Consider the following 26,006-nt stretch of genomic DNA (forward strand, 5'->3'; position numbering starts at 1 on the left):
CGGTATTATGGCCGGGGGAGGACCCGCGATGACGGACCGAGGGACGGCGACGGCGGCGCCGGAGAACGCGCCGGAGCAGCGGCGCTTCGAGGAGCGGATCGCCGCCGACGAGCGGATCGAGCCGCGCGACTGGATGCCCGACGACTACCGGCGCACCCTGATCCGCCAGATCGCCCAGCACGCCCACTCCGAGATCATCGGCATGCAGCCCGAGGGCAACTGGATCACCCGCGCCCCCTCGCTGCGCCGCAAGGCGGTGCTCATCGCCAAGGTGCAGGACGAGGCCGGGCACGGCCTGTACCTGTACAGCGCCGCCGAGACCCTGGGCGTGGCCCGGGAGGAACTGCTCGACCTGCTCCACCAGGGGCGCCAGCGCTACTCGTCGATCTTCAACTACCCCACCGTCTCCTGGGCCGACGTCGGCGCCATCGGATGGCTGGTCGACGGCGCCGCGATCACCAACCAGGTGCCCCTGTGCCGCTGCTCCTACGGGCCCTACGCGCGCGCGATGGTGCGCATCTGCAAGGAGGAGAGCTTCCACCAGCGGCAGGGCTTCGACCTCCTGTACACCCTGGCGCGCGGCACCGAGGCGCAGCGCAGGATGGCCCAGGACTCGGTCGACCGCTGGTACTGGCCCTCGCTGATGATGTTCGGCCCGCCGGACTCGGAGTCGACGCACTCGGAGAAGTCCATGGCCTGGAACATCAAGCGGTTCTCCAACGACGAGCTCCGCCAGCGCTTCGTCGACATGATCGTTCCGCAGGCCGAGGCGCTCGGGCTCACCCTCCCCGACCCCGACCTGGCCTGGAACGCCGAACGCGGCCACTACGACTTCGGCACCCCCGACTGGGACGAGTTCATGCAGGTCCTCAAGGGGAACGGGCCCTGCAACAAGCAGCGCATCGAGCACCGGCGCGACGCCCACCGCGAAGGGGCCTGGGTGCGCGAGGCGGCCCGTGCGCACGCGGCCAAGAGCCGGGCCCGGAGCCGGACCGCGGCGGCCTGAGGTGAGAGGCGGGAGAGACACGATGGCGGACCAGCCCCTGTGGGAGGTCTTCGTCCGCGCCCGGCGCGGACTGTCCCACGTGCACGTCGGCAGCCTGCACGCCGCCGACGCCGAGCACGCACTGCACAACGCGCGGGACCTGTACACCCGGCGGCAGGAGGGCGTCAGCGTGTGGGTGGTCCCGGCGGCGGAGATCAGCGCCTCGGCGCCCGAGGACAAGGACGCGTTCTTCGACCCGGCCGAGGACAAGGTCTACCGGCATCCCACCTTCTACCCGGTCCCCGAGGGGGTGGAGCACCTGTGAGCGGCCAGGAGAGGGGATCGGCCCACGCCGGGCCGGACACCGCGCTCGCCGCCTACGTGCTGCGGCTGGGCGACGACGCGCTCGTCGCCTCCCACCGGCTGGCCGAGCTGGCCGCCCGCGGGCCGCAGCTGGAGGAGGACGTGGCGCTGGCCAACACCGCCCTGGACCTGCTCGGCCAGGCGCGCTCCCTGCTGACCTACGCCGGCTCCCTGGAGGAGCGGCTCACCGGCGTCCTGCGCACCGAGGACGACCTGGCGTTCCTGCGGGGCGAGGACCAGTTCGCCAACTGCCTGCTGGTGGAGCTGCCCAACACCGACTTCGCGCACACCGTCGCCCGTCAGCTGCTGTTCTCCGCCTACCAGTTCGAGCTCTACTCGCGGCTGGCGGGCTCGGCCGACGCGACCCTGGCCGGGATCGCCGGCAAGGCGGTCAAGGAGGTGGCCTACCACCGCGACCACGCCGCCGGGTGGACCGTGCGGCTGGGCGACGGCACCGAGGAGAGCAGCGAGCGGATGGCGGCGGCGCTGGAGGCGGCCTGGCCCTCCACCGCGGAGCTCTTCGCCTCCGACCCGGTGTTCGCCGCGGTCGCCGCGGCCGGGCTCGGCGCCGACCCTCCCGAGCTGCGCCCGGCCTGGGAGGCCTGCGTGGACGGGGTGCTGGCCGAGGCGGGCCTGGCCCGCCCGGAGGTGCCGCCGGTCACCGGCCCCGCCGGGAGGGGCGGCCGGCAGGGCGTGCACACCGAGGCCTTCGGCTACCTGCTGGCCGAGATGCAGCACCTGCACCGGTCGCACCCGGGAGCACTCTGGTGACCGGGCCGGCCCGCACCCGGGACGCCGCGCTGGAGCGCGTCGCCGAGGAGGCGGCCGCGGTGCCCGACCCCGAGATGCCCATGCTCACCCTGCGCGACCTGGGCATCCTGCGCGGGGTGGAGCGCGGCGCGGACGGGCGGCCGGTGGTGGTGATCACCCCGACCTACTCGGGCTGCCCGGCGATGGAGGCGATCCGCGAGGACGTGCGCGAGCGGCTGGCGCGGCTGGGCCACGAGGACGCCGAGGTGCGCACCGTGCTGTCGCCGGCGTGGAGCACCGACTGGATCACCGAGGAGGGGCGGCGCAAGCTCGCCGAGCACGGGATCGCTCCGCCGAGCGGGTCCGCGCCCGTGGGGCCGGTCCCGGTCCGGCTGAGCGTGAAGTGCCCGCGCTGTGGTTCGCCCGAGACCCGGACGCTCAGCCGCTTCGGCTCCACCGCCTGCAAGGAGCTGCGGGTGTGCACGTCGTGCAAGGAGCCCTTCGACCACGTCAAACCGCTGTAGGGCGCCGGAGAGGGCCGGGCGGAGGTGCGCAGGTCCGCACACGGTCCGCACACGGTCCGCACAAGCACAGTGCCGGCACGGACCAGACGGGAGAGTCATGACCGCAGGCCGCCGCAGGGCCGCCTTCCGCACGCTGACGGTGTCCGCCGTGGAGCGGCTGACCGACGACGCGGTGGCGGTGACCTTGGATGTCCCGCCCGAGCATGCCGAGGAGTTCCGGTTCGTGCAGGGGCAGCACCTGACGGTGCGCCGCCCCGGCGGGGCGGAGGAGGTGCGGCGCACCTACTCGATCTGCTCCCCGGCGCCCGACGGGCCGCTGCGGATCGGCGTCAAGCGCTTGGAGGGCGGCGCGTTCTCCTGCTTCGCCAACGACGCCCTCAAGCCGGGGGACGCCCTGGAGGCGATGCCTCCGCTGGGCGGCTTCAACGTCCCGCTCGACCCCGGCGCCGCCCGGGCGCACGTCGCCGTCGCGGCCGGCAGCGGCATCACCCCGGTGCTCTCCCTGGCCGCGACCACGCTGGCCCGGGAGCCGGAGAGCACCTTCACCCTGGTCTACGCCAACCGGACCTCCCGGGACGTGATGTTCCTGGAGGAGCTGAACGACCTGAAGGACCGCCATTCCGCGCGCTTCCAGCTGCTGCACGTGCTCAGCCGCGAGCAGGGAGAGGCCCCGCTGACCAGCGGGCGCATCGACGCCGAGCGCATGGGGGAGCTGCTGGGCGTGCTCCCGGACACCGCAGGCGTCGCCCACTGGTACCTGTGCGGTCCGCAGGAGATGGTGGAGACGGTGACGGAGGTGCTGACCGACCGGGGGGTGTCCCGGGAGCGCGTGCACTTCGAGCTGTTCCACGTCGAGGGGGCCCCGCCGCCGCGCAGGCGCCGCACCTCCGAGGCGGGAGGCGCGGCGGGCGGCCCGGCCCCGGCGGCGTCGACGCGGTTCACCTTCACCCTGGACGGCCGCACCAGCACGGTGGACACCGACGGCGACGCCGAACCCCTGCTGGGGGCGGCCCTGCGGGTCCGGGCCGACGCCCCCTTCGCCTGCCGGGGCGGGGTCTGCGGCACCTGCCGGGCGAAACTGTGCGAGGGCGAGGTGGACATGCCGGTCAACTACGCCCTGGAGCCCGCCGAGATCGAGGCGGGCTACATCCTCACCTGCCAGTCCCGCCCCATGGGGGCCGAGGTGGCCGTCGACTACGACGCCTGAGGCGCCCTGCCCTCAGCACTGCGGCCCTCACCGTGGAAAGGGGGACCCTCATGGGGATCCTCGTCGTGTCCGGGGGCGGGAGCACGCTTCACTTTCCCACCCCTGAGAAGAATCCACCCCTTCCGGAGACCATCGGGCCCGAAGGCCGCCCCGGCGTCAGGGGCAGCGGACGACCTGGCCCGCGTAGGACAGGTTGCCGCCGAAGCCGAAGAGCAGGACCGGGACGCCGCTCTCCACCTCGCCCCGTTCCAGGAGCTTGGAGAAGGCCAGCGGGATGCTCGCCGCCGAGGTGTTGCCCGACTCCACCACGTCCCGCGCCAGGACCGCCTGCGGGGCGCCCATGCCGCGGGCGATGGACTCGATGATGCGCAGGTTCGCCTGGTGCATGACCAGCGCCCCCAGCTCCTCGGGCGCCACGCCGCCGCGCTCGCACGCCGCGCGCGCCAGGGCCGGCAGACGGGTGGTGGTCCACCGGTAGACGGCCTGGCCCTCCTGCACGAAGCGGGTGGGCGTGCCGCCGATCCGGATCGCGTCGCCCATCTCGGGGAAGGAGCCCCACAGCACCGGGCCCACCCCCGGTTCGGCCCCGTCCGGGCAGGCGGCCAGGACCGCCGCCCCGGCGCCGTCGCCGACCAGGACCGAGGTGGAGCGCTCGGCCCACTCCACGACGTCGGTCATCTTGTCCGCGCCCACCACCAGGGCGGTGCGCGCGGCCCCGGCCCGCACGGCGTGGTCGGCGGTGGCCAGGGCGTGCGGGTAGCCCGAGCAGACCACGTTCACGTCCAGCACGGCCGGGGCCGGGGCGCCGATCCGGGCCGCCACCCGAGCGGCCATGTTCGGGCTCCGGTCCACGGCCGTGGAGGTGGCCACCACGACCATGTCCACGTCGGCGGCCTCGGTCCCGGCGTTGGCCAGCGCCTTGGCGGCGGCGTTCGCGGCCATCTCGTCCACGGTCTCGCCGGGCGCGGCCACGTGGCGGGTGCGGATGCCCACGCGGCTGCGGATCCATTCGTCGCTGGTGTCGGTGAGCCGGGCCACGTCGTCGTTCGTGAGCACGGTGCTGGGCTGGTAGTGGCCGAGCGCCACGATCCGCGACCCGGTCATGTTTCGTCTTTCCCCCGCTATGTCAGGCCTTCTGGGCCTTGGCATGTGTAAGCCACGCCAGTCTTAGGGCTACTGGCCAGTCGCACAAGCGGAGGCCGTCCCCGGCAGGCGGGAACGGCGTGCCGGGGACGGATCCTCTCCTCGGACGACTACTGCTCGTCCTCCTCTTCGGCGGAGCCGAACGCCGCGTCGAAGGAGGCGTCCGGGGCGTCGAACAGGTTGGAGCGCACGAACGCCACCGCTTCGGCCGCCCCCTCCAGCCGGTCCATCCCGGCGTCCTCCCACTCGATCGAGACCGGCCCGTGGTAGCCGATCCGGTTGAGCGTGCGGAAGCAGTCCTCCCACGGCACGTCGCCCCTGCCGGTGGAGACGAAGTCCCACCCCCGGCGGGGGTCGCCCCAGGGCAGGTGCGAGCCCAGCCGCCCGTTGCGGCCGCCGCCCACGCGTTTGCGGGTGTCCTTGCAGTCCACGTGGTAGATGCGGTCGCGGAAGTCCCACAGGAAGGCGGCGGGGTCGATGTCCTGCCAGACCATGTGGCTGGGGTCCCAGTTCAGCCCGAACGCCTCGCGGTGCCCCACGGCCTCCAGCGCGCGCTCGGTGGTCCAATGGTCGTAGGCGATCTCGGAGGGGTGCACCTCGTGGGCGAAGCGCACCCCCACCTCGTCGAACACGTCCAGGATCGGGTTCCAGCGCTCGGCGAACTCGGCGTACCCGGCCTCGATGACGTCCGCTCCCACCGGAGGGAACATCGCCACGTACTTCCAGATCGGCGACCCGGTGAAGCCGACCACGGTGTCCACACCGAGCCGGGCGGCCGCGCGCGCGGTCAGCCTCATCTCCTCGGCCGCGCGCCCCCGCACGCCCTCGGGGTCGCCGTCGCCCCAGATGCGCGGGCGCAGGATGTCCTTGTGCCGGTGGTCGATCGGGTCGTCGCACACGGCCTGCCCGGTGAGGTGGTTGGAGATCGCCCACACCTTCAGGTCGTACTTGCCGAGCACCGCGCGCTTGGCGTCGACGTAGGACGGGTCCTCCACCGCCTGGCGGACGTCGAAGTGGTCGCCCCAGCAGGCGATCTCCAGGCCGTCGTAGCCCCACGAGGAGGCCAGGCGGCACACCTCCTCGAACGGCAGGTCGGCCCACTGGCCGGTGAACAGGGTGACGGGTCGGGGCATGGTGTCGGCTCCTTAGGGGGTCGGGGCCTCAGGGGTCACGGGCGGGTCGGCCTCGCCGGTGCCGGCACACCGGCGAGGCCGAGCATGAGGTCGCGGACGTCGGTCGCGGCGATCCTGTCCCGGGAGAAGGACGGGTCGCCGCAGACGGCGACCGGACCGTCCAAGGGGTCGTCCGGCATGCGCCCGTGCGTGCCGCGGACCCATCGGGCGTCGGTCGGCACGACGTTCATCGTGTAGCGCAGGCCGGCCTTCTTCTTCGCCAGGTTGAGCGCGGCGCGCGCTTTGGCGGCGTTCGGGGCGGCGGGGTCGAGGAACAGCTCGGCGGGGTCGAATCCGGGCTTGCGGTGGATCTCCACGCCGCGCGCGAAGTCGGGCGCCGAAGCGTCGTCCAGCCAGTAGTAGTAGGTGAACCAGGCCTCCGGCCCGGCGACCAGCACCAGCTCGCCGGAGCGTTCGTGGTCCAGCCCGTGGTCGGCCTGGGCCGCCTTGTCGAGCACCAGGTCCACACCGGGCAGCGAGGACGCCAGGGACGCCACGTGCGGAACGTCGGCGGGGTCGGCGACGTAGACGTGCGCCGCCTGGTGGTCGGCCACGGCGAACGCGCGCGAGGCCCACGGGTCCAGGTACTCCATGCCGTGCTGGGTGTAGACCTCCAGCAGGCCCGCCTCGCGCAGCGCCCGGTTGACGTGCACCGGGCGGCTCGCCGGGGTGATCCCGTACTCGCTCACCACCAGCACCCGCGTCCCGCGCTCGGCCGCGTCGTCGAGCAGGGGCGCCAGCGCGGCGTCCATGTCCCGCACGGCGGTCCGGGCCTGCTCGGAGTGCGGACCGTGGCGCTGCAGGTCGTAGTCGAGGTGCGGGATGTAGCACAGGGTCATGTCGGCCCGGGGGAGCAGGGCGCGCGTCGCGGAGACGATCCACGCGGTGGAGCGCAGCGACGCGGTCGGCCCCCAGTAGTCGAACAGCGGGAAGGGCCCCAGCGAGGACGTCAGCTCCTCGTGCAGGGCGGGCGGCCGGGCGTAGCAGTCGGGGGACTTGCGGCCGTCGGCGTGGTAGACGGGGCGCGGGGTGACCGTCCAGTCGGTGCTCGCCCCCATGGCGTACCACCAGCACACGTTGGCCGCCGTGTAGCCGGGGAAGGCGCGGCGGGCCGTCTCCCACGCCTTCTCCCCCTGCACCAGGCGGTTGTGCTGGCGCCAGAGCATGACCTCGCCGAGGTCGCGGAAGAACCACCCGTTGCCGACGATGCCGTGGTCGCGGGGGAGGCCCCCGGTGAGGAAGGTCGACTGCACCGGGCAGGTCACCGCGGGCAGCACCGTGTCCAGGGGCGCCTGCCACCCCTGGTCGGCCAGCGCCTTCAGGCGGGGCGCGTGCTCCAGCAGGCGCGGGGTGAGGCCGACGGCGTCGACCACCAGGACCGGGTGCGGGGCGGGCATCAGGACGCCACCTCCAGGCCGAGCGCGGTGAGCCGGTCGCGGGTCCAGGCGATCTCGGCGGCGATCCCCGCGATCAGCCCGTCGTCGCCGGCGGGGCGCTCCCGCTCGGGCAGCACGGACCAGGTGTAGGTCTCCACCTCCACGTGGTCGGTGAGCGGAGCGGCGCCGCCGAAGGCGTGGAGCAGGACCGCGGAGAGGTGGTCCCCGGTCCCGAGCAGCGGTGCGGCGGGCGGACGGTGCACGGGCACGTGGAAGTGGACGCGCCAGGGGGCCGCGCCGGGCAGCGGGTCGGTCCCGTCCAGCGCATCGGGCAGGTCGTCCCTGGCCCCCGGGCCGCCGCCCTTCGCGGGCCCCTCCCGCACCTGGTGCAGGAAGCGGTCCTCGGCGAACGCCCGCAGCGCCGCGCGCTGCCCGGGGTCCCCGGGGCGGGGCGCCTCGACCGCCGCCGAGGCCTGCAGTTTGACGATCGGCAGGCCCGCGCCGCGCACGCGCTCCAGCGCCTCGCCGGGCTCCTCGAAGCCGACGGCGAGGTGGCACGTGTCCAGGCACACGCCCACCCGCGGTCCCACTCGGGAAGCCCCGGAGCGGCCGCCGAGGTGCGCGGCGGCGTCCTCGGCGGTCTCCACCGCGCAGCCCGGTTCGGGCTCCAGGCCGACGCGGACGGTGCGCCCCTCCTCGGCGGCCAGCCCGTCCAGCCCGCCGGCGAGCCGGTCGAGGTTGGCCAGGGCGCGGGCGGTGCTCTCCGGCCCCCAGCCCTCGCGCCGGCCCAGCGGCACGGTGGAGACGCTGCCCCGCACCGCGTCGTCGGGCATCAGGCGCGCCAGCACACGGGCGCAGTCCAGGGTGTACTCCAGCCGCTCGGGCGCGGTCCAGTCGGGGGTGAACACGTCGTGCTTGACCCGCGGGGCGTGGAAGCGCGCGTAGGGGAAGGCGTTCAGGGTGACGACCTCGCAGCCGGCGGCGTCCAGGGCGGCGCGCAGGCGCTTGATCTCGGCGGCCGACGCGGCCAGCTCGCGCGCGGCCGGGGCGGGCAGCCACAGGCCCAGGCCGAGCCGGCCGGTGTCCAGGGCCCGCCGGACCCCGGAGCCGTAGCGGCGGATCTGGGCGATGAGGCCGTCGACGTCCTCGGCCGGGTGCACGTTGGTGCAGTAGGCGATGTGGACGGTGGTGCCGTCGGGGTGCCGCATGCGCACGCGCGTCAGTCCTCTCGGGGCTCGGTGGCGGGGGGATCGGGTTCGGCGTGCCGGCCCCGCAGGACGGAGTTGCCGGCGAACGCGCCGCCGGTGTCGGGGACGGCCTCCTCCAGCAGCAGGCGCCCGCTGCGGGCGAAGAACTCCACGGGGTTGCGCCACAGCACCCGGTCCACGTCGTCCTCGGTGAACCCGGCGCGCAGCATCTGTTCGCCCGTGTGCGCGGTGGACAGCGGGTCGCTGTGGCCCCAGTCGGCGGCGGAGTTCACCACCACCCGCTCCAGGCCGCGCTCCTGGAGGATGCGCACCATGCGGACGGGGTCCATCTTGGTGTCGGGGTAGATGGAGAACCCGAGGGTGCAGCCGGAGCCGTCGACCAGGTCCACGGTGGTCTCGTTGAGGTGGTCCACCAGCACCCGCTCGGGCGGCAGGCCCGACTCGGCGACCAGTTCGAGCGTGCGCCGGGTCCCGGCCGCCTTGTCCCGGTGCGGGGTGTGCACCAGCACCGGCAGGCCGTGCTCGGCGGCCAGGGCGAGCTGGTGCCGGAAGGCCTTCTCCTCCTCGGCCGTCAGGGCGTCGAAACCCACCTCGCCCACCGCCACCACCCCGTCCTTGGCGAGGTAGCGGGGCAGGGTGCGCAGCACCTCGGTGCAGCGGGGGTCGTTGGCCTCCTTGGGGTTGAGGGCGATGGCGCAGTGGTGCCGGATCCCGTAGCGGGAGGCGCGGAAGCGCTCCCAGCCCACGAGGCCGTCGAAGTAGTCGTGGAAGGATCCGGGGTTCGTGCGCGGCTGGCCGAGCCAGAACGCGGGCTCCACGAGGGCCCGGACCCCCGCCTCGTACATCCGCCGGTAGTCGTCGGTGGTGCGGGAGGTCATGTGGACGTGCGGGTCGAAGATGCGCATCACGCCTCCTGGCCGGTGGTGGGCGGAGCGGAGGCACCGGTTCCGGTGCCGTCGTCGGTGCCGGGGGAGTCGGCCGGGTGCGGGGAGAGGGCGATCAGCCGCCGGACGTCGGCCGGCACCTCCCGCCCCGCGGCCTCGCGCTCGGCGGCGTACCCGGCGGCCATCCGGCCGAGCTCGGCGTCGGCGCGCTCGGCCAGGCCGTGCACGGCGGCCAGCGGGACGTCGCTGAACAGGCACTTGAGCACGCCGTGCCGCCAGGCGTGGTCGTCGAGGGCGGCGGCCGCGGGGGTGCCGAGGGCGGCCGCGATGAGCCGGGGGTCGTTGCCGCGCAGCGCGTCCGCGATGAGCCCGGCGGCGAGCCGGCCGGCGTCCCCGCCCCGGCCCAGGAGGGGCAGGGAGCGCAGCACGGCGCGCTTCTCCTCGGCGTCGCCGAACCGGTAGAGGGCCTCGACCTCCTCGGCGAACCGTTCGGCGCCGACGGTGTCGCGGAGCGCGGCGACCACGGCGGCCCGCGCACCGTCCTGGAATGTGGGCCCGAGGACCCCTTCGGGATCGCCGGACGGGCCGGGGCCGCGCCCGACCCTCCTGCCGACCGCGGGGAAGAGCCATCCGACCGCCCCGGGGTCGCGGCGCACCCGTTCGACGAGGGCGGTGAGGCGGTCGGTGACTCCGGTGCCGTCGGTGCCGTTCATGGAGGGAACGCTCCTTTCCGCCGCCCCGCCGGAGCCGTTACCGCCGTGGGGGAACGGGCTGCCGTACCCGGCGCGGGCGGGCTGGTGCCCCCGCTCTGGTGCCCGGTCGGCGGGGCGGGCCAACGGGACGTTCGGTCCCGGCCGCCCGGCAGGCGGCAGGATGTCGTGGTCGGTCACCGGGCCTCCCTCCGGTCTTTCCGGGCCTGGCGCTCGGCGGCGCGCAGGGCCTGCAGGGAACCGGCGGCGACCTGCGGGGCGGCGTGGCCGTGCCGGGGAAGCTCCACCGAGGCCAGCCCCCGGTACCCCGCGTCGACGAGCGCCCCGAGCGCGGCGGGCAGGTCCAGTCCGCCGTCGCCGAACTCCAGGTGCTCGTGGACGCCCGGGCGCATGTCGTCCAGTTGCACGTTGGCCAGCAGCGGCCCCGCCTCGGACACGGTTGCGGCGGCGTCGAGCGGCTCGTTGCACACGCAGTGGCCGACGTCGAGGGTCACCCGCAGGCGCTCGGGCCGGCCGAGGCGCTCCCGCAGCTCGTGCACGTCGGCCAGCCGGGCGCAGAACATCCCCGGCTCGGGCTCGAACGCGCAGGTGACCCCGTGGCGCTCGGCCTCCTCCAGGACCTGGCCGACCCCCGCGGTCAGACGGCTCCACCCGACCGCCTCGGGGACCCCGGGCGCCAGGACGCCCGACCAGAAGGAGACGGCCTCGGCGCCCAGGTCGGCGGCGATGCGCACGGCCCGGCGGAGGAGGTCGACCCGCCGCTCCCGGCCGGTGTCGGAGACCAGCGTGGGCTCGTGCTTGCGCCAGGGGTCCATGAGGTAGCGGGCCCCGGTCTCGATGACCACCGCCAGCCCCAGCCGGTCCAGGACCCGTCCCACGGCTGCGGTGCGCGCGGAGGCGTCCGGCGCGAACGGGTCCAGGTGCGGGTGGTCCAGGGTAAGCCCGACCCCGTCGTAGCCCAGTCCGGCGATGACCTCCAGGGCCTGCTCGAGCCGGTGGTCCCCGAACCCGTTGGTGCCGTAACCGAACCGCAGGGCCGTCCCGTCCTGTCGTCGAGGGGTCCCGTCCGTCATGTCGCCGACACCGCCTTGAATCCGGCCCGGGCCGCGGGGACCGCGCCCGAGAGCGCCGCCGCGGTCACGGGCGCCCCTGCTCGGGCGATGTAGGCGGCCTGAAGCGGGATCATCCCCCGGATGCCCGCGCCCGTGGCCGCCATGACCGTCGGGGCCTCAGGGCATCGGACCGCCGCAGCCTGGGCGGCGCCGACCGACGCGCCGTACCAGGCGCCGAACGCTCCGGCGGCCAAGCGCGCACGATCCGCCTTCCACGGCGGGGCGAGGGGGAGCAGGACCCCGGCCGCCGTTCCCGCGACGACCGTCCGGGCCGTCGGCCTGTCGGTGCCGTGCACCTCACCGCGGCTCAGCAGGGTCACCCCGAAGGTGTGGACGGCCAGCCCGAGCGCCGGCAGCGCCGCCGCGCGCGGGCGGGGCCCTGCCCCCATGACCACGTCCATCCCGCGGTTGAACGCCATCCCCAGCGGGGCCAGGGGGGTGGGTTTGAGCAGCAGGTCGTACGTCCACACCCCGGCGGCGAGCAGTGACGCGGTCACCGCGCTCCCCCGCCCTCCGGCGAAGGCGGCGGCACCGATGCCCGCCCCGGTCAGCCCGGCGGCCGCGGCGAGCGCTTCCCAAGGGCGCACACGCCCCGACGGCAGGGGGCGCTCAGGGCGCTCCCGCGCGTCGAGCTCCCGGTCCGCGTAGTCGTTGAGCGCCATCCCGGCCCAGTACAGGCAGGCCGACGCCACGGGCATGGCCCAGGTGCGCCGCCCGTGCGGCCATCCGGCAGCGGCGGCCCCGGCGAGCGTGTCCCCGGGCACGGACAGGGCGGCCGGGAGCCGGACCAGCTCGGCGAAGGCGCGAAGCCGTCCCATCACGCCCCCTCGCCTTCGCGGCCCAGCCGGGCGCACCATTCGACGAGGGCGTCCCACTGCGCCGACAGGGCGTGCTCCTGTGAACCCACGGGGTCCTTGAAGAAGAACGCCAGCGCCCCCAAGGGCCCGGTCTCGCCGACCTGGTGGGCGCGCGCTGTCAGGCGGGCGATGTCCAGCACCAGGGGCGCCGCCAGCGCCGAGTCGCACCCGGCCCAGGTGAACTGCAGGCTCATCCGTACACCCAGGAACCCCTCGAACGACACGTGGTCCCACGCCGTCTTGAAGTCCCCCAGGTCCGGCACGTAGTCGATGTGCAGGGGACCTGCCACGTCCGTGCCGAGCATCGAGCGCAGCCCCCGCCCCTTGGAGGCGGTCTTGCTTCCCGCGCTGGCGGGGTCCGACAGTGTCTCGCCGTCGCCGCCGCCGAGCAGGTTCACCGACGACCACGACCGCACCCGCAGCGCACGCTGCGCGAACATCGGTGCGAGCACGCTCTTGAGCAGGGTCTCCCCGGTCTTGCCGTCCGAGCCCGCCCAGCACAGCCCCTCCCGCAGGGCGGCCTCCTCCAGCGCGGGCAGGCACGGCCCGGGGCCGGGGGTGAACGAGGCCACCGGGCACCCCGCGCGGAAGGCCGCGTAGGCGTACAGCGAGCTGGCCGGCAGCGGGGCCCGCCCCGCTCCAGGGCCTCCTCCAGCAGGTCCGCCGAGGCGGCCGCCGCGGCCGCGGGCCCGTCCGGCGGCAGCGGCGGCCCGGTGCTGGACACGTCCACCACCACGACCCGGTCCAGGCCCTCCTCCTCCCGGAAGCGCCGCAGGTCCTCCTCGATCCGCGCGGCCGCCTCCCGCTGCGCCCGGCCCCGCGACGGTGCCGCGCCCGGCCGGATCCGCGCCTCGACCGCCGCCAGCTCCTCCTCCAGCACCCCGGGCAGCCCGGCCGGGACGACGCCGCCCTCGGCCAGCATCGCCACCCGCTTGGGCAGCGGCGGCCCGGCCACGTCGTGGCCGCCGAACACCAGGTCGCCCACGCCGGGCGCCCCGGCCCGGTCCGGGCCGGGCAGGTCGGCCACGCAGCCCACCGGCTCGGCCGCGCCCGCGCGCAGCGCCAGCGCCCCGGCCACGGTGGTCGCCGCCACCGACCCGCGGGCGCCGACGAGCCATACCCCGGTCCGCATCAGTGGCCGTCCTCTCCGCCGTCGCCGCCCTGCCCGCCGTGGGCCTGGGAGCCCTCGGGGGCGGAGTCCGGCGCCAGCGCTCCGCTCCCGGGCGCGGCCGGCAGGTAGATGTGCACGTGCCCGTGGCCGGCCTCCAGGGCGACCGCGTCGAGCTGGGTGGCGGCCACCGACCACGCCCGCACGGCCTGGGTGCGCAGGTCGGAGGCGAGGGCCTCCAGCCGCTCGCGCCCGCCGCCGTCGGCCTCCAGGGCGGCCCCGTAGGCCTCCACCGACGACCCGAGCAGGTCCACGGCCGACCGCATGCCGCCGCGGGCCACGTTGTAGCCGGTGCCGCCGGAGGGGGAGGCGCTCAGCTCCTCGGAGACGCCGTCGACGGCGTCCGCCCAGCCGTCGACCTCGCCGCCGGAGGGCGCCTCCCCCGGCTGGGACCCGTCGGCGGGAAGGGCGGTGTCCAGCCCCTCGACGACGGGGAGCAGCTCGTCATAGGCGTCGCGGGTGGTGTCGATGAGCGCGCCCGCCTGCTCGACGCCGCGCGCGCTCTCGGAGGCCTCCAGCTCGGCGACCCGGTCGGGGTCGGGGCCGGGCGGCGGCTCGCGCAGGAACAGGTAGTAGCCCCCGACGGAGGCGCCGGAGACGGCCAGCGCCGCGGCGACGGCCAGCAGCGCGCGCCGCACCGGCCGGGCGGGCCCGGGCGGGGGGTTCGGGGAGGACGATCGGCTCCTGCGGGGTGTCGCGTCGGTCGGCCGACTGGGCACGGCGCCACCTTTCTGGTGTGACCCCCGTCACCTCTGCCCCCGGTGGGGCAGGAGTCTCAGTACCTACCGAGTGGTAGGGAAGCGGTCGGTGACGGCGGATTGCGCGGATGATCCTGCGTCGGGGGAAAGTGCTGGTCAGTCGGTTCGGTCGGTCCGGGCCGGGACGGAGGCGGCGGTCGCGCCCCTCCGGCGGGCGGCGGCGCCCGCCGGAGGGGCGGCACCGGCTCAGTGCCCGTACGGTCCCCGCCCCGGGTGGGGGCGGCGCAGCCCGCGCATGGCCCGGTAGCTCCGCTCGGCGTTGCCCAGCGAGTCCACCGGGTGCGGGGGCACCGCCGAGTCGGGCGCGTTGTCCTGCTCCCACAGCGCGTGCGGGCGGCCCCGGACCCGGGAGAAGAAGTCGGCGTAGCGCAGGTCGCCCTCGCCGAACTCGATGATGTCGTAGCCGAGCGGGTTGTCCTCGTTCTCCTTGCCGTCCTTGACGTGGAAGAGCGGGTAGCGCTCCGGGTGCGCCAGCACGTACTCCACCGGGTCGAACCCGGGGTAGACGTGCTGCCCGACGTAGGCCCAGTAGACGTCCATCTCCAGGAACACCAGTGCGGGGTCGGTGTGCTCCAGGAACACGTCGTAGAGCCGGGTGTCCGGGTCGTCGTCGGCGAAGGCGAACTCCCAGTGGTGGTTGTGCTGGTAGAAGCCGATGCCCCGCTCGGCGGCGAGCGCGCCGATCCGGTCGAACTCCCCGGCCGCCCTGCGGTACCCGTCCACGGTGGTGTCGTCCGAGGGCGGGTCGGCCGTCCCCGCGTACGGCGCCCCGAGGATCTCGGCGCTGTCCAGCTCCCGCTCGGGGTCCTCCCGCCAGGCGCCCAGGCCGACGTGGGTGCCGGCCGCCCGCAGCCCGTTCTCGTCCAGCAGCCGCCGGATTTCCTGCACCGTGATGGGGCCGACCCCCGGCTGGGTGTACCCGGCCAGCTCCACCTCGGCGTAGCCGATCCGCGACAGCTCCTCGAAGACGCGGGCGAAGCCGAGCTCGGCCACCTTGTCCCGGATGCTGTACAGCTGGATGCCGATGCGGCCCGTGGGGAAGACGCAGCCCCCGCCCGCGGCACCCGCGGCCTCCGAAGCACCTGCGGCGCCCGCCGGGGCCGCGCCCGCCAGCGTCCCGGCGCCGACGGCGACGGTCCCCGCCGCCACGGTGCCCAGGAAGCCTCGTCTGTCGAATTCGATCCGTGCCATGTCCGCTCCCGTCTCCGGTCACGTAGGGGGATGGGTGGGGTAGGGGCGGGGGCCCGCGAGGGGCGCTCCGCCGGAACGGATGGGCCCTCAGGGGCCGCTACGGATCGGTGCGCAAGGCCTCGGCGGTGTCGAGCAGCAGCTCGCGCGCCTCCTCGTCCTCGACCTCCTCCGCCACGTCGGCGAACCGGTCGAGCGCCTTGCCCGCCTGCTTGTGCCTGTCCTTGTCGGTGTGCCTCTCGGCCGTGTCCAGGTGGGCGTTCAACCGGGCCGACTGCGAGGTGGTGAGGACGCCGTCCTCCTCGTAGCCGTCGAGCAGGTTCCGCGCCTCCTCGAAGGTGCCCGGGACCTCCGGTCCGCCGTCGTCGCCCCCGCCGGGGTCGGCGGCTCCGGGTCCCCGGAACTGCAGGTAGTTCAGATCGAACAGGTCGTCCCCGTCGCCCGTGAACACCAGGAACAGCTCCACGGGCCGGCCCGGGTCGGTGAACTCCACCGGCACGTCGGTCCAGGAGTCCCACCCGCCGGTGGGCTCCACCTCGGCGGTGCCGATCAGCTCCCCGTCCGGGGCGTCGGCGCGCAGCTCCACGGTGCCCCCGGACCCGCCGGAGGCCGCCCGGAGCCCGAGCGACTCCACGCCGGCCAGGCTCACCGGGGAGTAGGAGACGTGGTCCCCGTCGCCGAGGGCGGTCAGGTGCTCCAGCCCGCCCTCGGGATCGGTGGTCTCCTCCACCGAGACCCCCTCGGCCGACGAGGTGTACTGCGCCTGCTTCCGCTTGGGCTGCAGGAGCGTGTCGGTGCGCCCGGGCAGCGGGTCCACCTGCCCGTCCGCGCCGCCGGAGTCGGTGTACTCGGCGGCGATGACGTAGAACAGGTTCGCCTCGGCCCCGTGCCCGTCGTCGGCCAGCGTCTCGATCTCGGCCTCGCACCCCTGCACCCGGTCCACCAGGTGGGCGTGCTCGTCATGGCCGAGCGAGGCCGTGATGGTCACGTCGGCGCAGTCGATGCCCCCGTCCGCGGTGGACCCGTCCTCGGCGTCGGTGACCGACACCTCGACGGGCACCGTGTCGCCGAATTCGAACACCGACCCGTCCGGCGGCGCGGTGATCTCCACCTCCGGCGCGGTGTTGCCCACCGCGACCGGGACGTTGGCGGTGGCCGTGCGCCCCTGGGAGTCGGTGGCCGTGAGCTGGGCGACGTAGTCGCCCACCTCGGTGTAGGTGTGCGTCGGGTTCGCCTCCTCCGAGGTGGCCCCGTCACCGAAGTCCCAGCTCAGCTCTAGGTCCTCGTCGGGGTCGGGGTGGCCGGTGCCCTCGGAGGAGAACGCCGCCTCCAGCGGCGCCGGCCCGTCGTCCGGCTCGGCGGAGGCCTCGGCGACCGGGTACTGCTCCCCGCCGGTGTAGTCGATCCGGTACAGGCCGGCGTCGCCGCCGGTGCCGAAGCCCGCGCCCCACTCCAGCAGGTACAGCGAGCCGTCCGGGCCGTACTCCATGTCCATCGGGTAGTCGAACTCGGTCTCGGGCAGGAAGGACCCGATGTCGAGCACGTCCCCCTCGCCGTCGAGCGCGACCTCCTTCAGGTAGTAGCGCCCCCACTCGTAGAACATGGGCTTGCCGTCCATGGAGGCGGGGAACTTGGTGGGCGACTCCAGGCCGGGGTCGTAGTGGTAGACCGGCCCGGCCATCGGCGCGGCGGGCCCCTCGCCCAGTTCCGGCCACTGCTCGGAGGGGCCGTAGCCGTAGTGGAAGTCCGGGGGGACCGACGGCGGCAGGTCCGTCAGACCGGTGTTGTTGGGCGAGTCGTTGACGGGGTTCTCGCAGTCGAAGGCCCCGCCGGACTCCCCGGTGGCGAAGTCGTAGTCGATGTAGGGCTCGTTGGGGCCGTGGCAGTAGGGCCAGCCGAAGTTGCCGGGCCCCTCGATGGCCATCCACTCGACCAGGCCCTCGGGTCCGCGGTCGGGGTCGCCCTCGGCGGCGTCGGGGCCGTAGTCGGCCGTCATGACGTGCCCGGTCTCCGGGTCGACCGCGAACCGGAACGGGTTGCGGAAGCCCATCGCGTAGATCTCCGGCAGCGCCAGGTCCGGGTCGTAGGTCCCGTCGGGGAACAGCTCGTCCCACTGCCCGCCGTTGAACAGGTTGTCGTCGGGGACGGTGTAGGTGCCGTCGTCCTGCGGGACGATCCGCAGCAGCTTGCCGCGCAGGTCGGCGGTGTTGGCCGCGGTGCGCTGGGCGTCCCAGGACGCGCGCCCGTCGCGCTCGTCGATGGGCGTGTAGCCGTCGGAGGCGAAGGGGTTGGTGTCGTCCCCGACGCCGATGTACAGCTCGCCGCCCGGGCCGAACTCCAGCGCCCCTCCGGTGTGCCCCGGCTCGTTGACGCGCGACGCCGGGACCTCCATCAGCACCTTCTCCGAGTCCGGGTCGAGGGTGCCGCCCGCCTCCTCGGTGACGGTGAACCGGGAGACCCGGTTGTGCATGTTCTCCGGGTCGGTGTCGTCCTCGGACGCCGGGGCGTAGTACAGGTAGATCCACCCGTTGTCGGCGAAGTCCGGGTCCAGGGCCATGCCGACCAGGCCGTCCTCGCCGCCGGTGTAGGTGTCCAGCTTCCCGGTGGTGCGGGTGCGGTTGGTGGTCGGGTCGAAGACCTTCACCTCGCCCTGGCGCTGGACGTAGAACACCCGGCCGTCGTCGGCCACGCCCAGCTCCAGCGGGTCGTAGGCGCCGCCGTCCAGGGTGACCTTCTCGTAGTCGTCCCACACCGTTCCGCCGCAGTCGGCCTCGGCCGCCCCGGCGGCGCTGCGCACGCCGCCCAGCAGGTGGTCGATGAACTCCGGCTCGCTGTAGGCGTCGGCGGGGTGGCCCATCGCGGTGGCCCACACGGGGGCCCCGTCCACGTCCCGGCACCAGGAGACCGGGTGGTCGTGCCCCATCGCGTCGGGGCCCGGGTCGTAGGTGGTCTCGTCCGCGCTGACCAGCACGTGGGCGTCGCCCCGCACGCTGGTGTCGAAGTTGTACCACTCCTCCGAGCGCTGCCAGCGGGCCGGCAGCCCGTCGGTGGAGGGGTGCGCGGGGTCGGTGACCTGGGCGGTGCCCTCCAGCACCCCGGGGGAGTGGGTGGGCATGTGCGCCCCGGCGTTGACGTGGTCGTCCCACCAGGCGAACCCGCCCTCGATGTTCATGTCGGTGGCGTTGTGGATCGCGGCGATTCCGCCGCCGTCGGCCGCGTAGTCCTGCACGGCCTGGCGCTGGGCGTCGTCCTCCCACACCATGCCCGAGGTCTGGAACATGATGACGACGTCGAAGCGGTCCAGGTCCTCGTCGTTGAAGACCGAGGAGTCCTCGGTGTGCTCCAGGCCGAAGTGGTTCTCCTCGGCCAGGCGCTCGAACAGGGCGATCCCCGAGGGGATCGAGTCGTGCCGGTATCCGGCGGTCTTGGTGAACAGCAGGGCGTTGAACTCCTCGTGCGCCGCCTCGGCGTCGGCGGCCGCGGGGGCGGCCGCCAGTGAGAGGGCGAGCAGCAGCGAGGAGAGCACGGCGCCGAGTCTTCGCAGGCGCCGGTTGCGTGCGCTCATGGAGGTAACCTCACCGGTCGTGTGTCCAGGGCTTGGAGACGTCGGGCAAGGGTCGTCCGTGCGGCGTGCCGGCGCCGACGGGCGGACGCGTTCGGCGGCGCGGGGCCGCGTCCTGCGTCCGGGGGGAACCCGTTCAGGGGTGCTCGGTCGGGGTGCCCGTGGTCGGGCTCAGGCAGGGGGCGCGGGGGCGCTCCTTCCGTCGTCGGGCGAGGCGGACGCGGGGCGGCCCCGCTGCGCGCGGCGCAGGAAGGCCAGCCCGTCCCGGGCCAGGGTGTCCTGGTCCGGAGCGAGGGGACGCCACACCGAAGCGGCGGTGGCGATGGCGTCGTTGTCGGCGGTGAAGGACTCGATCACCAGGGGCCCGGCGTACCCGGCGCCGTCGAGGGCGCCGAGGATCGCCGGCCAGTCCAGGTGGTCCCGGCCGGGGGAGCCCCGGTCGTTGCCGCACACCTGCACGTGGGCGATGCGCCCGGCCGCGCCGCGGATCGCGGCCGGGGGGTCGGTCTCCTCGATGTTCATGTGGTACACGTCCAGCGCCAGCCCGCAGTGTTCGGCGGGCAGCGCCTCGACGGCCCGGAGCCCCTGCTCCACGGTGTTGACCAGGCTGGTCTCGTAGCGGTTCAGCGGTTCCAGGGCGACCTTCACCCCGGCCTGGGCGGCGTGCCCGACCACCGGGCCCAGCGCCTCGGCCAGCTCGGCGAAGCGGGCCTCGCGCTCGCCGGGGCCCATCCGCCAGGTGCGCCCGACCGAGGCGTAGGCCGGGCCGGCGATGACCGGGGAGCCGACCTCGGCCGCCGCGTCCACCGTGCGGCGCAGGTGGTCCCGGGTGGCGGCGACGGTGGCCCGGTCGGCCGCGACCAGCTCCCGGCCCGGCCCCATGACCAGGCACACCGTCGCCGAGAGCCCCAGGCCCTCCAGCAGCCGGGCGGCGCGGCCGGGGTCCCAGTCGCCCGGCCGCTCCACCGGCAGCTCCAGGGTGTCGAAGCCCCACCCGGCCGCGCGCGGGGCGATCCGCTCCAGTTCCGCGTCGGTCAGCGGGGAGGTCCACACCCAGGTGCTGACGCCCAGTGCCCTGTGCATCAGCGGTCCTGCCAGGCCTCGGGGTACCCGGGCAGGTCCTCGCCGCCGAACTTGGCGTAGTGCAGGCTCGGCATCTCGGCGTTGCGCTCCAGGTACTCGTCCAGGTCCTCCTCGGTGACCGGCTCCTGGGGCAGCACCCACTCCTTGGGCACCTCCTCGCCGTCCAGGACCATCGAGGCGGCCAGAACCGGGGTGCGCCACTGGAAGTTGGAGTAGACGGGGGCCAGCGCGGTCAGGTCCTCCTCCTCCCACGTGCGCATGAAGCTCAGCTCGTCCTCGCCGGAGATCACCGGGTAGGGGCGGCCGGCGTCCTCGAACGCCTCCAGCGCGGCCACCGCGCCGTCCCCGGCGTCCATCCAGATGCCGTCGACCTCACCGCGCTGCAGGTGCTGGGTGACCAGGTCCTTGATGGTGGCGCCGTCGCCCTCGGTGAACTCGTGGCCCAGCACCTCCACGTCGCTGTCCTCGAACACCCGCTGGGCCGCGGCCCACCGGTGCTCCAGCACGTCCACCCCGGGCAGGATGCGCAGCGCCAGCACCTTCGATCCCGGCTCCAGCTCCTCGACCAGGAACTCGGCGGCGTCGGCGCCGTAGGCGTAGCCGCCGATGGGGTGGATGAAGCTGACCATGCAGTCGGTGTCGACCCCGCGGTCGAAGACGATGACCGGGGCGCCGCTCTCGCAGGCGGTCTCCACCGCGGGGGTGAGGGTGGCGGTGGTGGAGGGGGAGATGATGATCGCGTCGCAGTCCCCGGAGTCCACGAACGCCTGGATGTCGGAGATCTGCTGGTTGTCGTCGTCGGCGGCGTCGGAGACGCGGAACTCGCCGATGTCCCCGCTCTCCTGCAGCACCTCCACCTGCTGCTGCATGGTGATCCACCCGGTGACCCGCCAGGGGTTGGACACCGAGGCGTTGGAGAAGCAGACGGTGGGGTCCTCGCGCTCCCCGCCCTCCAGCGCGTGCTCGGAGGTGTCGGCGTACTCGGGGTCGATCGCCTGGAGCCAGGGCTCGTCCTCGGGCCCCTCGGGCTCGATGTCGCGCTGGGCGAGCTGGGCCTCGTACTCCTCGGCGTCGAACCAGTCGCCGCCGGTGCCGGTCTCGGCCCCCTCGTCGGGGGCGCCGTCGGTGGGGGCGTCGGTCGTGCACGCGGTGAGCACCAGGCTCAGCGCGGCGCCGGCGGCCAGTAGGGCGCGGGATCGGCGCATGGTGTCAGACCTCCTCGCGGGGGGACTTCTCCGGGCCGCCGGCGTCCGCCGGCGCCCGGGGGGATCTGCGGGACCGCTCGCGGGAGGCGTAGGCCACCGCGGCGATGATGATGAGGCCCTGGACGGCGGGCTGGATCGTGGAGGGCAGGTACAGCTGGTTGAACAGGGTGAACAGCGCCTCGACGGCCAGCGCGCCGCCGATCGCGGCCACCACGGTGCCGCGCCCGCCGCCCAGCACCACCCCGCCCAGCACCACCGCGGTGATGGCCGAGAACTCCAGCCCCTCGCCGACCTGGGCGGTCACCCCGGCGAAGCCGCCGATGAGGATCGCGGCCAGGGTGGCCAGGACGCCGGAGCCGACGAAGGCCAGGGTGCGCACCCGCCACACCCGGGCGCCGGAGAACGCCGCGGCGGTGGCGTTGTCGCCGACCGCGACCAGGGTGCGCCCCTGCGGTGCGCGCATCAGCGCGACGGCGGCCGCGCCCGCCGCCGCCGCGATCAGCAGCGCCCAGGGGACGCCGCCCAGCAGGGGCAGCTCCACCGCGTCGCCCCGGCCGGCGGTGCGGAAGGCCTCGGACAGGGCACCGGTGGGGGCGCCGCCGGTCCACAGCCGCACCGCCCCGTAGAGCACCAGCATCATGCCCAGCGTCGCGATGATCGAGGGCACCTTGAGCACCGTGGTGACCAGGCCGTTGACCAGGCCCACCGCCGCGCCGAAGGCGACCATGAGCAGCAGCACCGGCAGCGTCGCCGACTCCTGGCCGTCGATCAGCCGGGCGGCGATCACCACCTGGGCGCCGACCAGGGAGCCCACCGACAGGTCCAGCTCCCCGGCGACGATCACCAGGTACTGGCCCACCGCCAGCACCACCAGCGGGGCGGCCTGCTGGGCGAAGGCCAGCAGCGAGGGCGGCTGGGCGAAGGAGGGGTTGATCGCGAAGACCACCGCGAACACCAGGGCCAGCAGGGCGTACACGGTCCCGCTGCCGCCCCCGGCCAGGGCGGCCCCCGTCCGGCGCAGGGCGCCGGTGACTCCGGTCGCGGTCATGGCCGGCCTCCTGTCCGTCGGCGCAGCAGCGGGGGCAGCAGCGGCGGGGGCGGGAAGCGCGGGGGCGTGGCGGCCCGGTCGACCTGGCGCCGGGCGTAGAGCGCCACCGCGGCGATGACGACCGTCCCGCGCAGCACGTCCTTGAAGAACGCGTCGACCCCCAGGACGTTGAAGACGGTGTCCAGGGTGGCCAGCACGAGCACCCCGGCGACGGTGCCGCCCACCCCGCCGCGCCCGCCGAGCAGGTAGGTGCCGCCGAGCACCACCGCGGCGATGGACTCCAGCTCGTAGCCGGAGGAGTAGACCAGGGTGCTGCCGGTGCCGAAGCGCGCGGCGATCAGCAGCCCGGCCAGCCCGGCGGTGACCGCGCACAGCACGTGCGCGGCCAGCAGCGGCCGGTCCGCCCGCACCCCGGACATCCGGGCCACCTCGGCGTCCCCGCCCACCGCGTACATGTGCACCCCGGTGCGGGTGCGGCGCAGGAACACCACCGCCAGCACCGCCACGGCGGCCATCACCGCGAACGACAGCGGCACCACGCCGATCCGGGTGTAGCCGAAGAGCTGGAACTCGGTGGGCACATCCCCGGCCGGCCCCTTGTACCGGGTGTCCAGGTAGCCCTTGATGATCAGGCCCATGCCCAGGGTGGTGATGAAGGGGTTGACCTTCAGCCGGGTCACGATGAGCCCGTTGGCCAGCCCGACCAGCCCCGCCACCAGGACCACCGCGGCCACGCCCAGCCAGATCCTCGACCCCTGCCCGGCCATGGCGGTGGCGCCGACCACGCTGGACAGCGCCATCACGTAGCCCACCGACAGGTCCAGCGACCGGCACAGGATCACCAGGGTCTGCCCGATCGCGACCAGCCCCAGCAGGCTGGACCGGGTCAGCAGGTCGACCGTGTTGGCGGTGGTCAGCAGCTCCTGGCCGCGCGCGGCGGCCAAGGCGGCCCCGGCGAGCAGGACGGCCAGCAGCGCCAGGTACACCAGCCCCGTGGTGCCCGGGCGGGGGAGTCCCGGGCGGGCCGGGCGGGCCGTGGGCCGCTGGGCGGCGGGGGCGCTCACCGGTCCGCCTCCCCGCCGGCCCGGGCCGGGCCGGCGCCCACGGCCAGCTCCATCACGGACTCCTCGGCCGCGCCGCCGGGCAGCTCCCCGGCGATCCGCCCGTCGCGCAGCACCAGCACCCGGTCGGCCAGCCCGATGACCTCGGGCAGCTCCGAGGAGATGAGCACGATCGCCGCGCCCTCGGCGGCCAGCCGCCGGACCAGCGTGTACACGGCGTGCTTGGCGCCGACGTCGATGCCGCGGGTGGGCTCGTCCAGGACCACCACCGAGGGGTCGGCCGCCAGCCACTTGGCCAGCACCACCTTCTGCTGGTTGCCGCCGGACAGGAAGCGCACCTCCTGGGCGGGGGAGCGGGCCACCAGCTCCAGGGAGGAGAAGAGCCCGGGCAGGCGGCGGGCGCGCTCCCGGGAGCGCAGCGGCATCACCGCGTCGAGCACCAGGCGCCCGTTGTCCAGGACCGACCGGTGCAGGGCCAGTCCCTGCGTCTTGCGGTCCTCGCTGACCAGCGCCAGGCCCGAGCGCACCGCGCGGCGGGGGGAGCGCACCGCGACCCGTTCGCCGTCGATGCGCAGCTCGCCCCGGGTGAACCGGTCGATGCCGAACAGGGCGTGCGCCACCTCGGTGCGGCCGCTGCCCTGGAGCCCGGCCAGGCCGACGATCTCCCCGGCGCGCACCCGCAGGTCGATCCCGTCCAGCCACCTGTTGCCGCCGCCGGACACCTCCAGGCGGGCGCCGCCGGTGCGGGTCCCCTCGGCCTTCGGGGGGAACACCGCGCTGACGGGCCGGCCGACCATCATCCGGATCAGTTCGGCGTGCCCGGTGGCGCCGGTGTCGACCGTGCCGGCCAGGGCGCCGTCCTTGAGGACGGTGATGCGGTCGGACAGGTCGAAGATCTCCTGGAGCCGGTGCGAGACGTACAGCACCGCCGTCCCGCGCTCCTGGAGCCGGCGCACCAGCCGGTACAGCAGCTCGACCTCGGCCCCGGCCAGGGCGGCCGTGGGCTCGTCCATGGTGATGATCCGCGCGCTCTGGGCCATCGCCTTGACGACCTCGACGATCTGCTGCTCGGCGACGGACAGCGCGCGCACGGGCGTGCGGGGGGAGAGGGCCGTCAGGCCGAGCTCCTCCAGCAGGCGCCCGGTCTCCTCCTCCATCGCGCGCGCGTCCACCCCGGCGCGCAGCCCGCGCCCGCGCGGTTCGCGGCCCAGGAAGACGTTCTCGGCCACGGTGCGCTCGGGCAGCAGGTTGAACTCCTGGAAGACGGTGGCCACCCCGGCCTCGCGGGCGCGCACCGGGTGGTCGAAGTCGACCCGCGCGCCGCCGAGCTCCACCGTCCCGGCGTCGGCGCGGTGCACCCCGGCCAGGATCTTCATCAGCGTCGACTTCCCGGCGCCGTTCTCCCCGACCAGCGCGTGCACCTCGCCTGCGCGCACCTGCAGGTCCACGTCCCGCAGCACCGGGACGCCCAGGAAGGACTTGCCCACGCCGCGCATCCGCAGCAGCGGCGCCTGCGCCGTCCCGGTCACCGGGCGACCTCCTGCCATCCGCCGGAGCGGGCCGAGGCCAGCACGGCCTCGGCGATCCGGGCGGCCCGCAGCCCGTCGGCGAAGACGGGCAGCCCGTCGGGGGCGGTGCCGGAGGCGATCGCCTCCCCGGTGTCGCCGACGAAGGATTCGAAGCACTCCTGGTAGCCCTGCGGGTGCCCGGCGGGGACCCGGGCCAGCCGGGCGGCGTCGGGCAGCAGGGTGTCGGGGTCGCGCATGAGCAGCTCGGTGCGCTCGCGCCCGCCCTTCCACAGCAGCTCGGGCTGCTCCTGGTCGAAGGCGAGGGTGTGCTCGGAGCCGGAGACCTCCAGCGACAGCCGGTTCTTGCGGCCGGCCGAGACCTGGCTGACCACGCCGGTGCCGATCACCCCGGCGCCGGTGCGGAACTGCAGCACCACCAGGTCCTCGGTGGAGACCGGGGCGCCCTCGCCGGGGCCGCGCCGGGGCACGGGGGTGCTGGTCTGCGCGCTGACCGCGGTGATCGGCTCGCCCAGCACGAACTCCAGCAGGTCGCACCAGTGCGAGCCGATGTCGCCGAAGGCGCGCATCGCCCCGCCCAGCTCGGGGTCGACGCGCCAGTTGTCGTCGCCGGGGCGCAGCAGCCAGTCCTGCAGGTAGCCGCCGTGGGCCAGGTGCACCCGGCCCACGGCGCCCTGGGCGACCAGGGCGCGGGCCTGGCGCACCATCGGGTGGAAGCGGTAGACGAAGGGGACGGCGGCCACCCGGGATCCGGCGGCGTCGGCGGCGGCCGCCATCCGGGCGGCCACGGCGGCGTCGGTGGCCAGGGGCTTCTCGCAGACCACGTGGCGGCCGGCGTCCAGCGCGGCCAGGGTCAGCGGCGCGTGCAGGTGGTTGGGGGTGCACACGTGCACCACGTCGACCTCGTCGTCGGAGATCAGGGCCGCGGCGTCGTCGAACGCCCGCTCGGCCCCCAGGGGGCCGGCCGCGGCGCGGGCGCGTTCGGGGGTGGAGGCCGCGACGCCCACCATGCGGCCGCCGCAGGCCCGGATCGCGCGGGCGTGGACGCGCCCCATGAACCCGGCTCCGATGACCGCGGCCCGGTAGCCGCGCGCTGTGACCTGACTCACTCGCATA

Annotated in this window: 22 protein-coding genes and 1 pseudogene; 5 read left to right on the top strand and 18 right to left on the bottom strand. The window is 74.9% G+C overall.

Annotated elements, in window-relative coordinates; translation table 11 throughout:
- Positions 1-28 precede the first annotated feature (28 nt).
- The 5 genes from paaA (at position 29) to paaE (ending at position 3,829) form a co-directional block, all read left to right on the top strand.
- Positions 29-1,006, top strand: coding sequence for a 1,2-phenylacetyl-CoA epoxidase subunit PaaA (gene paaA, locus C892_RS0117015; RefSeq protein ID WP_017538807.1), 978 nt, complete (start codon positions 29-31; stop codon positions 1,004-1,006).
- A gap of 22 nt (positions 1,007-1,028) precedes the next feature.
- Complete coding sequence (paaB, locus tag C892_RS0117020; protein WP_017538808.1) at positions 1,029-1,310, top strand: 1,2-phenylacetyl-CoA epoxidase subunit PaaB; 282 nt, start codon at positions 1,029-1,031, stop codon at positions 1,308-1,310.
- Positions 1,307-2,119 carry a 1,2-phenylacetyl-CoA epoxidase subunit PaaC gene (paaC, locus tag C892_RS0117025; RefSeq protein ID WP_017538809.1) on the top strand — a complete coding sequence of 271 codons (813 nt, stop codon included), beginning with the start codon at positions 1,307-1,309 and terminating at the stop codon, positions 2,117-2,119. The genes paaB and paaC overlap by 4 nt, the downstream gene beginning before the upstream one ends.
- A complete protein-coding gene (gene paaD, locus C892_RS0117030; RefSeq protein ID WP_017558153.1) occupies positions 2,116-2,622 on the top strand; it encodes a 1,2-phenylacetyl-CoA epoxidase subunit PaaD in 507 nt (168 codons plus the stop codon). The genes paaC and paaD overlap by 4 nt, the downstream gene beginning before the upstream one ends.
- A gap of 97 nt (positions 2,623-2,719) precedes the next feature.
- Positions 2,720-3,829 carry a 1,2-phenylacetyl-CoA epoxidase subunit PaaE gene (gene paaE / locus C892_RS0117035; RefSeq protein WP_017558154.1) on the top strand — a complete coding sequence of 370 codons (1,110 nt, stop codon included), beginning with the start codon at positions 2,720-2,722 and terminating at the stop codon, positions 3,827-3,829.
- Positions 3,830-3,985: 156 nt separating this feature from the next.
- Here paaE and C892_RS0117040 read toward each other — a convergent pair whose 3' ends face one another.
- From C892_RS0117040 to C892_RS0117125, 18 genes and pseudogenes are all read right to left on the bottom strand, one after another.
- Complete coding sequence (locus C892_RS0117040; RefSeq protein WP_017538813.1) at positions 3,986-4,933, bottom strand: beta-ketoacyl-ACP synthase III; 948 nt, start codon at positions 4,931-4,933, stop codon at positions 3,986-3,988.
- Between the two features lie 149 nt (positions 4,934-5,082).
- The gene (locus C892_RS0117045) at positions 5,083-6,105 is read right to left on the bottom strand and encodes a sugar phosphate isomerase/epimerase family protein (protein ID WP_017558155.1); all 1,023 of its coding nucleotides are present in this window, start codon (positions 6,103-6,105) and stop codon (positions 5,083-5,085) included.
- A 35-nt stretch (positions 6,106-6,140) separates the two neighbouring features.
- Positions 6,141-7,541 (bottom strand): alkaline phosphatase family protein, encoded by a 1,401-nt coding sequence (locus C892_RS0117050; protein WP_017558156.1) that lies wholly within the window; start codon positions 7,539-7,541, stop codon positions 6,141-6,143.
- On the bottom strand, positions 7,541-8,734 hold the full coding sequence (gene eboE / locus C892_RS0117055) for a metabolite traffic protein EboE (protein WP_017558157.1): 1,194 nt from the start codon (positions 8,732-8,734) through the stop codon (positions 7,541-7,543). The genes C892_RS0117050 and eboE overlap by 1 nt, the downstream gene beginning before the upstream one ends.
- Positions 8,735-8,739: 5 nt before the next feature.
- Complete coding sequence (locus C892_RS0117060; RefSeq protein ID WP_017538817.1) at positions 8,740-9,633, bottom strand: TatD family hydrolase; 894 nt, start codon at positions 9,631-9,633, stop codon at positions 8,740-8,742.
- On the bottom strand, positions 9,633-10,325 hold the full coding sequence (locus C892_RS0117065) for an EboA domain-containing protein (protein ID WP_017558158.1): 693 nt from the start codon (positions 10,323-10,325) through the stop codon (positions 9,633-9,635). Before C892_RS0117065 ends, C892_RS0117060 begins: the two co-directional genes overlap by 1 nt.
- Before the next feature lie 173 nt (positions 10,326-10,498).
- On the bottom strand, positions 10,499-11,395 hold the full coding sequence (locus C892_RS0117070; protein ID WP_017558159.1) for a sugar phosphate isomerase/epimerase family protein: 897 nt from the start codon (positions 11,393-11,395) through the stop codon (positions 10,499-10,501).
- Positions 11,392-12,252: an SCO3242 family prenyltransferase gene (locus C892_RS0117075; RefSeq protein WP_017558160.1), complete on the bottom strand. Its 861-nt coding sequence runs from the start codon at positions 12,250-12,252 to the stop codon at positions 11,392-11,394. Before C892_RS0117075 ends, C892_RS0117070 begins: the two co-directional genes overlap by 4 nt.
- Positions 12,252-13,423, bottom strand: a pseudogene (locus C892_RS29110) (inositol-3-phosphate synthase). Before C892_RS29110 ends, C892_RS0117075 begins: the two are co-directional and overlap by 1 nt.
- Complete coding sequence (locus C892_RS0117085) at positions 13,423-14,097, bottom strand: hypothetical protein (RefSeq protein ID WP_017558162.1); 675 nt, start codon at positions 14,095-14,097, stop codon at positions 13,423-13,425. Before C892_RS0117085 ends, C892_RS29110 begins: the two are co-directional and overlap by 1 nt.
- 306 nt (positions 14,098-14,403) lie before the next feature.
- Positions 14,404-15,408, bottom strand: coding sequence for a sugar phosphate isomerase/epimerase family protein (locus tag C892_RS0117090; protein ID WP_017558163.1), 1,005 nt, complete (start codon positions 15,406-15,408; stop codon positions 14,404-14,406).
- Between the two features lie 97 nt (positions 15,409-15,505).
- Positions 15,506-18,970 (bottom strand): ThuA domain-containing protein, encoded by a 3,465-nt coding sequence (locus tag C892_RS0117095; RefSeq protein WP_017558164.1) that lies wholly within the window; start codon positions 18,968-18,970, stop codon positions 15,506-15,508.
- Positions 18,971-19,138: 168 nt separating this feature from the next.
- Positions 19,139-20,050, bottom strand: coding sequence for a sugar phosphate isomerase/epimerase family protein (locus tag C892_RS0117100; RefSeq protein WP_017558165.1), 912 nt, complete (start codon positions 20,048-20,050; stop codon positions 19,139-19,141).
- A complete protein-coding gene (locus C892_RS0117105; protein WP_017558166.1) occupies positions 20,050-21,255 on the bottom strand; it encodes a substrate-binding domain-containing protein in 1,206 nt (401 codons plus the stop codon). The genes C892_RS0117100 and C892_RS0117105 overlap by 1 nt, the downstream gene beginning before the upstream one ends.
- A 4-nt stretch (positions 21,256-21,259) precedes the next feature.
- Positions 21,260-22,303: an ABC transporter permease gene (locus tag C892_RS0117110; protein WP_017558167.1), complete on the bottom strand. Its 1,044-nt coding sequence runs from the start codon at positions 22,301-22,303 to the stop codon at positions 21,260-21,262.
- Entirely contained in the window at positions 22,300-23,367 is a 1,068-nt protein-coding gene (locus C892_RS0117115) for an ABC transporter permease (protein WP_017558168.1), read from the bottom strand. Before C892_RS0117115 ends, C892_RS0117110 begins: the two co-directional genes overlap by 4 nt.
- Positions 23,364-24,893, bottom strand: a complete 1,530-nt coding sequence (locus C892_RS0117120; protein WP_017558169.1) for a sugar ABC transporter ATP-binding protein — start codon at positions 24,891-24,893, stop codon at positions 23,364-23,366. Before C892_RS0117120 ends, C892_RS0117115 begins: the two co-directional genes overlap by 4 nt.
- Entirely contained in the window at positions 24,890-25,945 is a 1,056-nt protein-coding gene (locus C892_RS0117125) for a Gfo/Idh/MocA family protein (RefSeq protein WP_017558170.1), read from the bottom strand. Before C892_RS0117125 ends, C892_RS0117120 begins: the two co-directional genes overlap by 4 nt.
- Between the last annotated feature and the right edge of the window lie 61 nt (positions 25,946-26,006).

This window comes from Nocardiopsis baichengensis YIM 90130, from assembly GCF_000341205.1.
Classification (GTDB): domain Bacteria; phylum Actinomycetota; class Actinomycetes; order Streptosporangiales; family Streptosporangiaceae; genus Nocardiopsis_A; species Nocardiopsis_A halophila.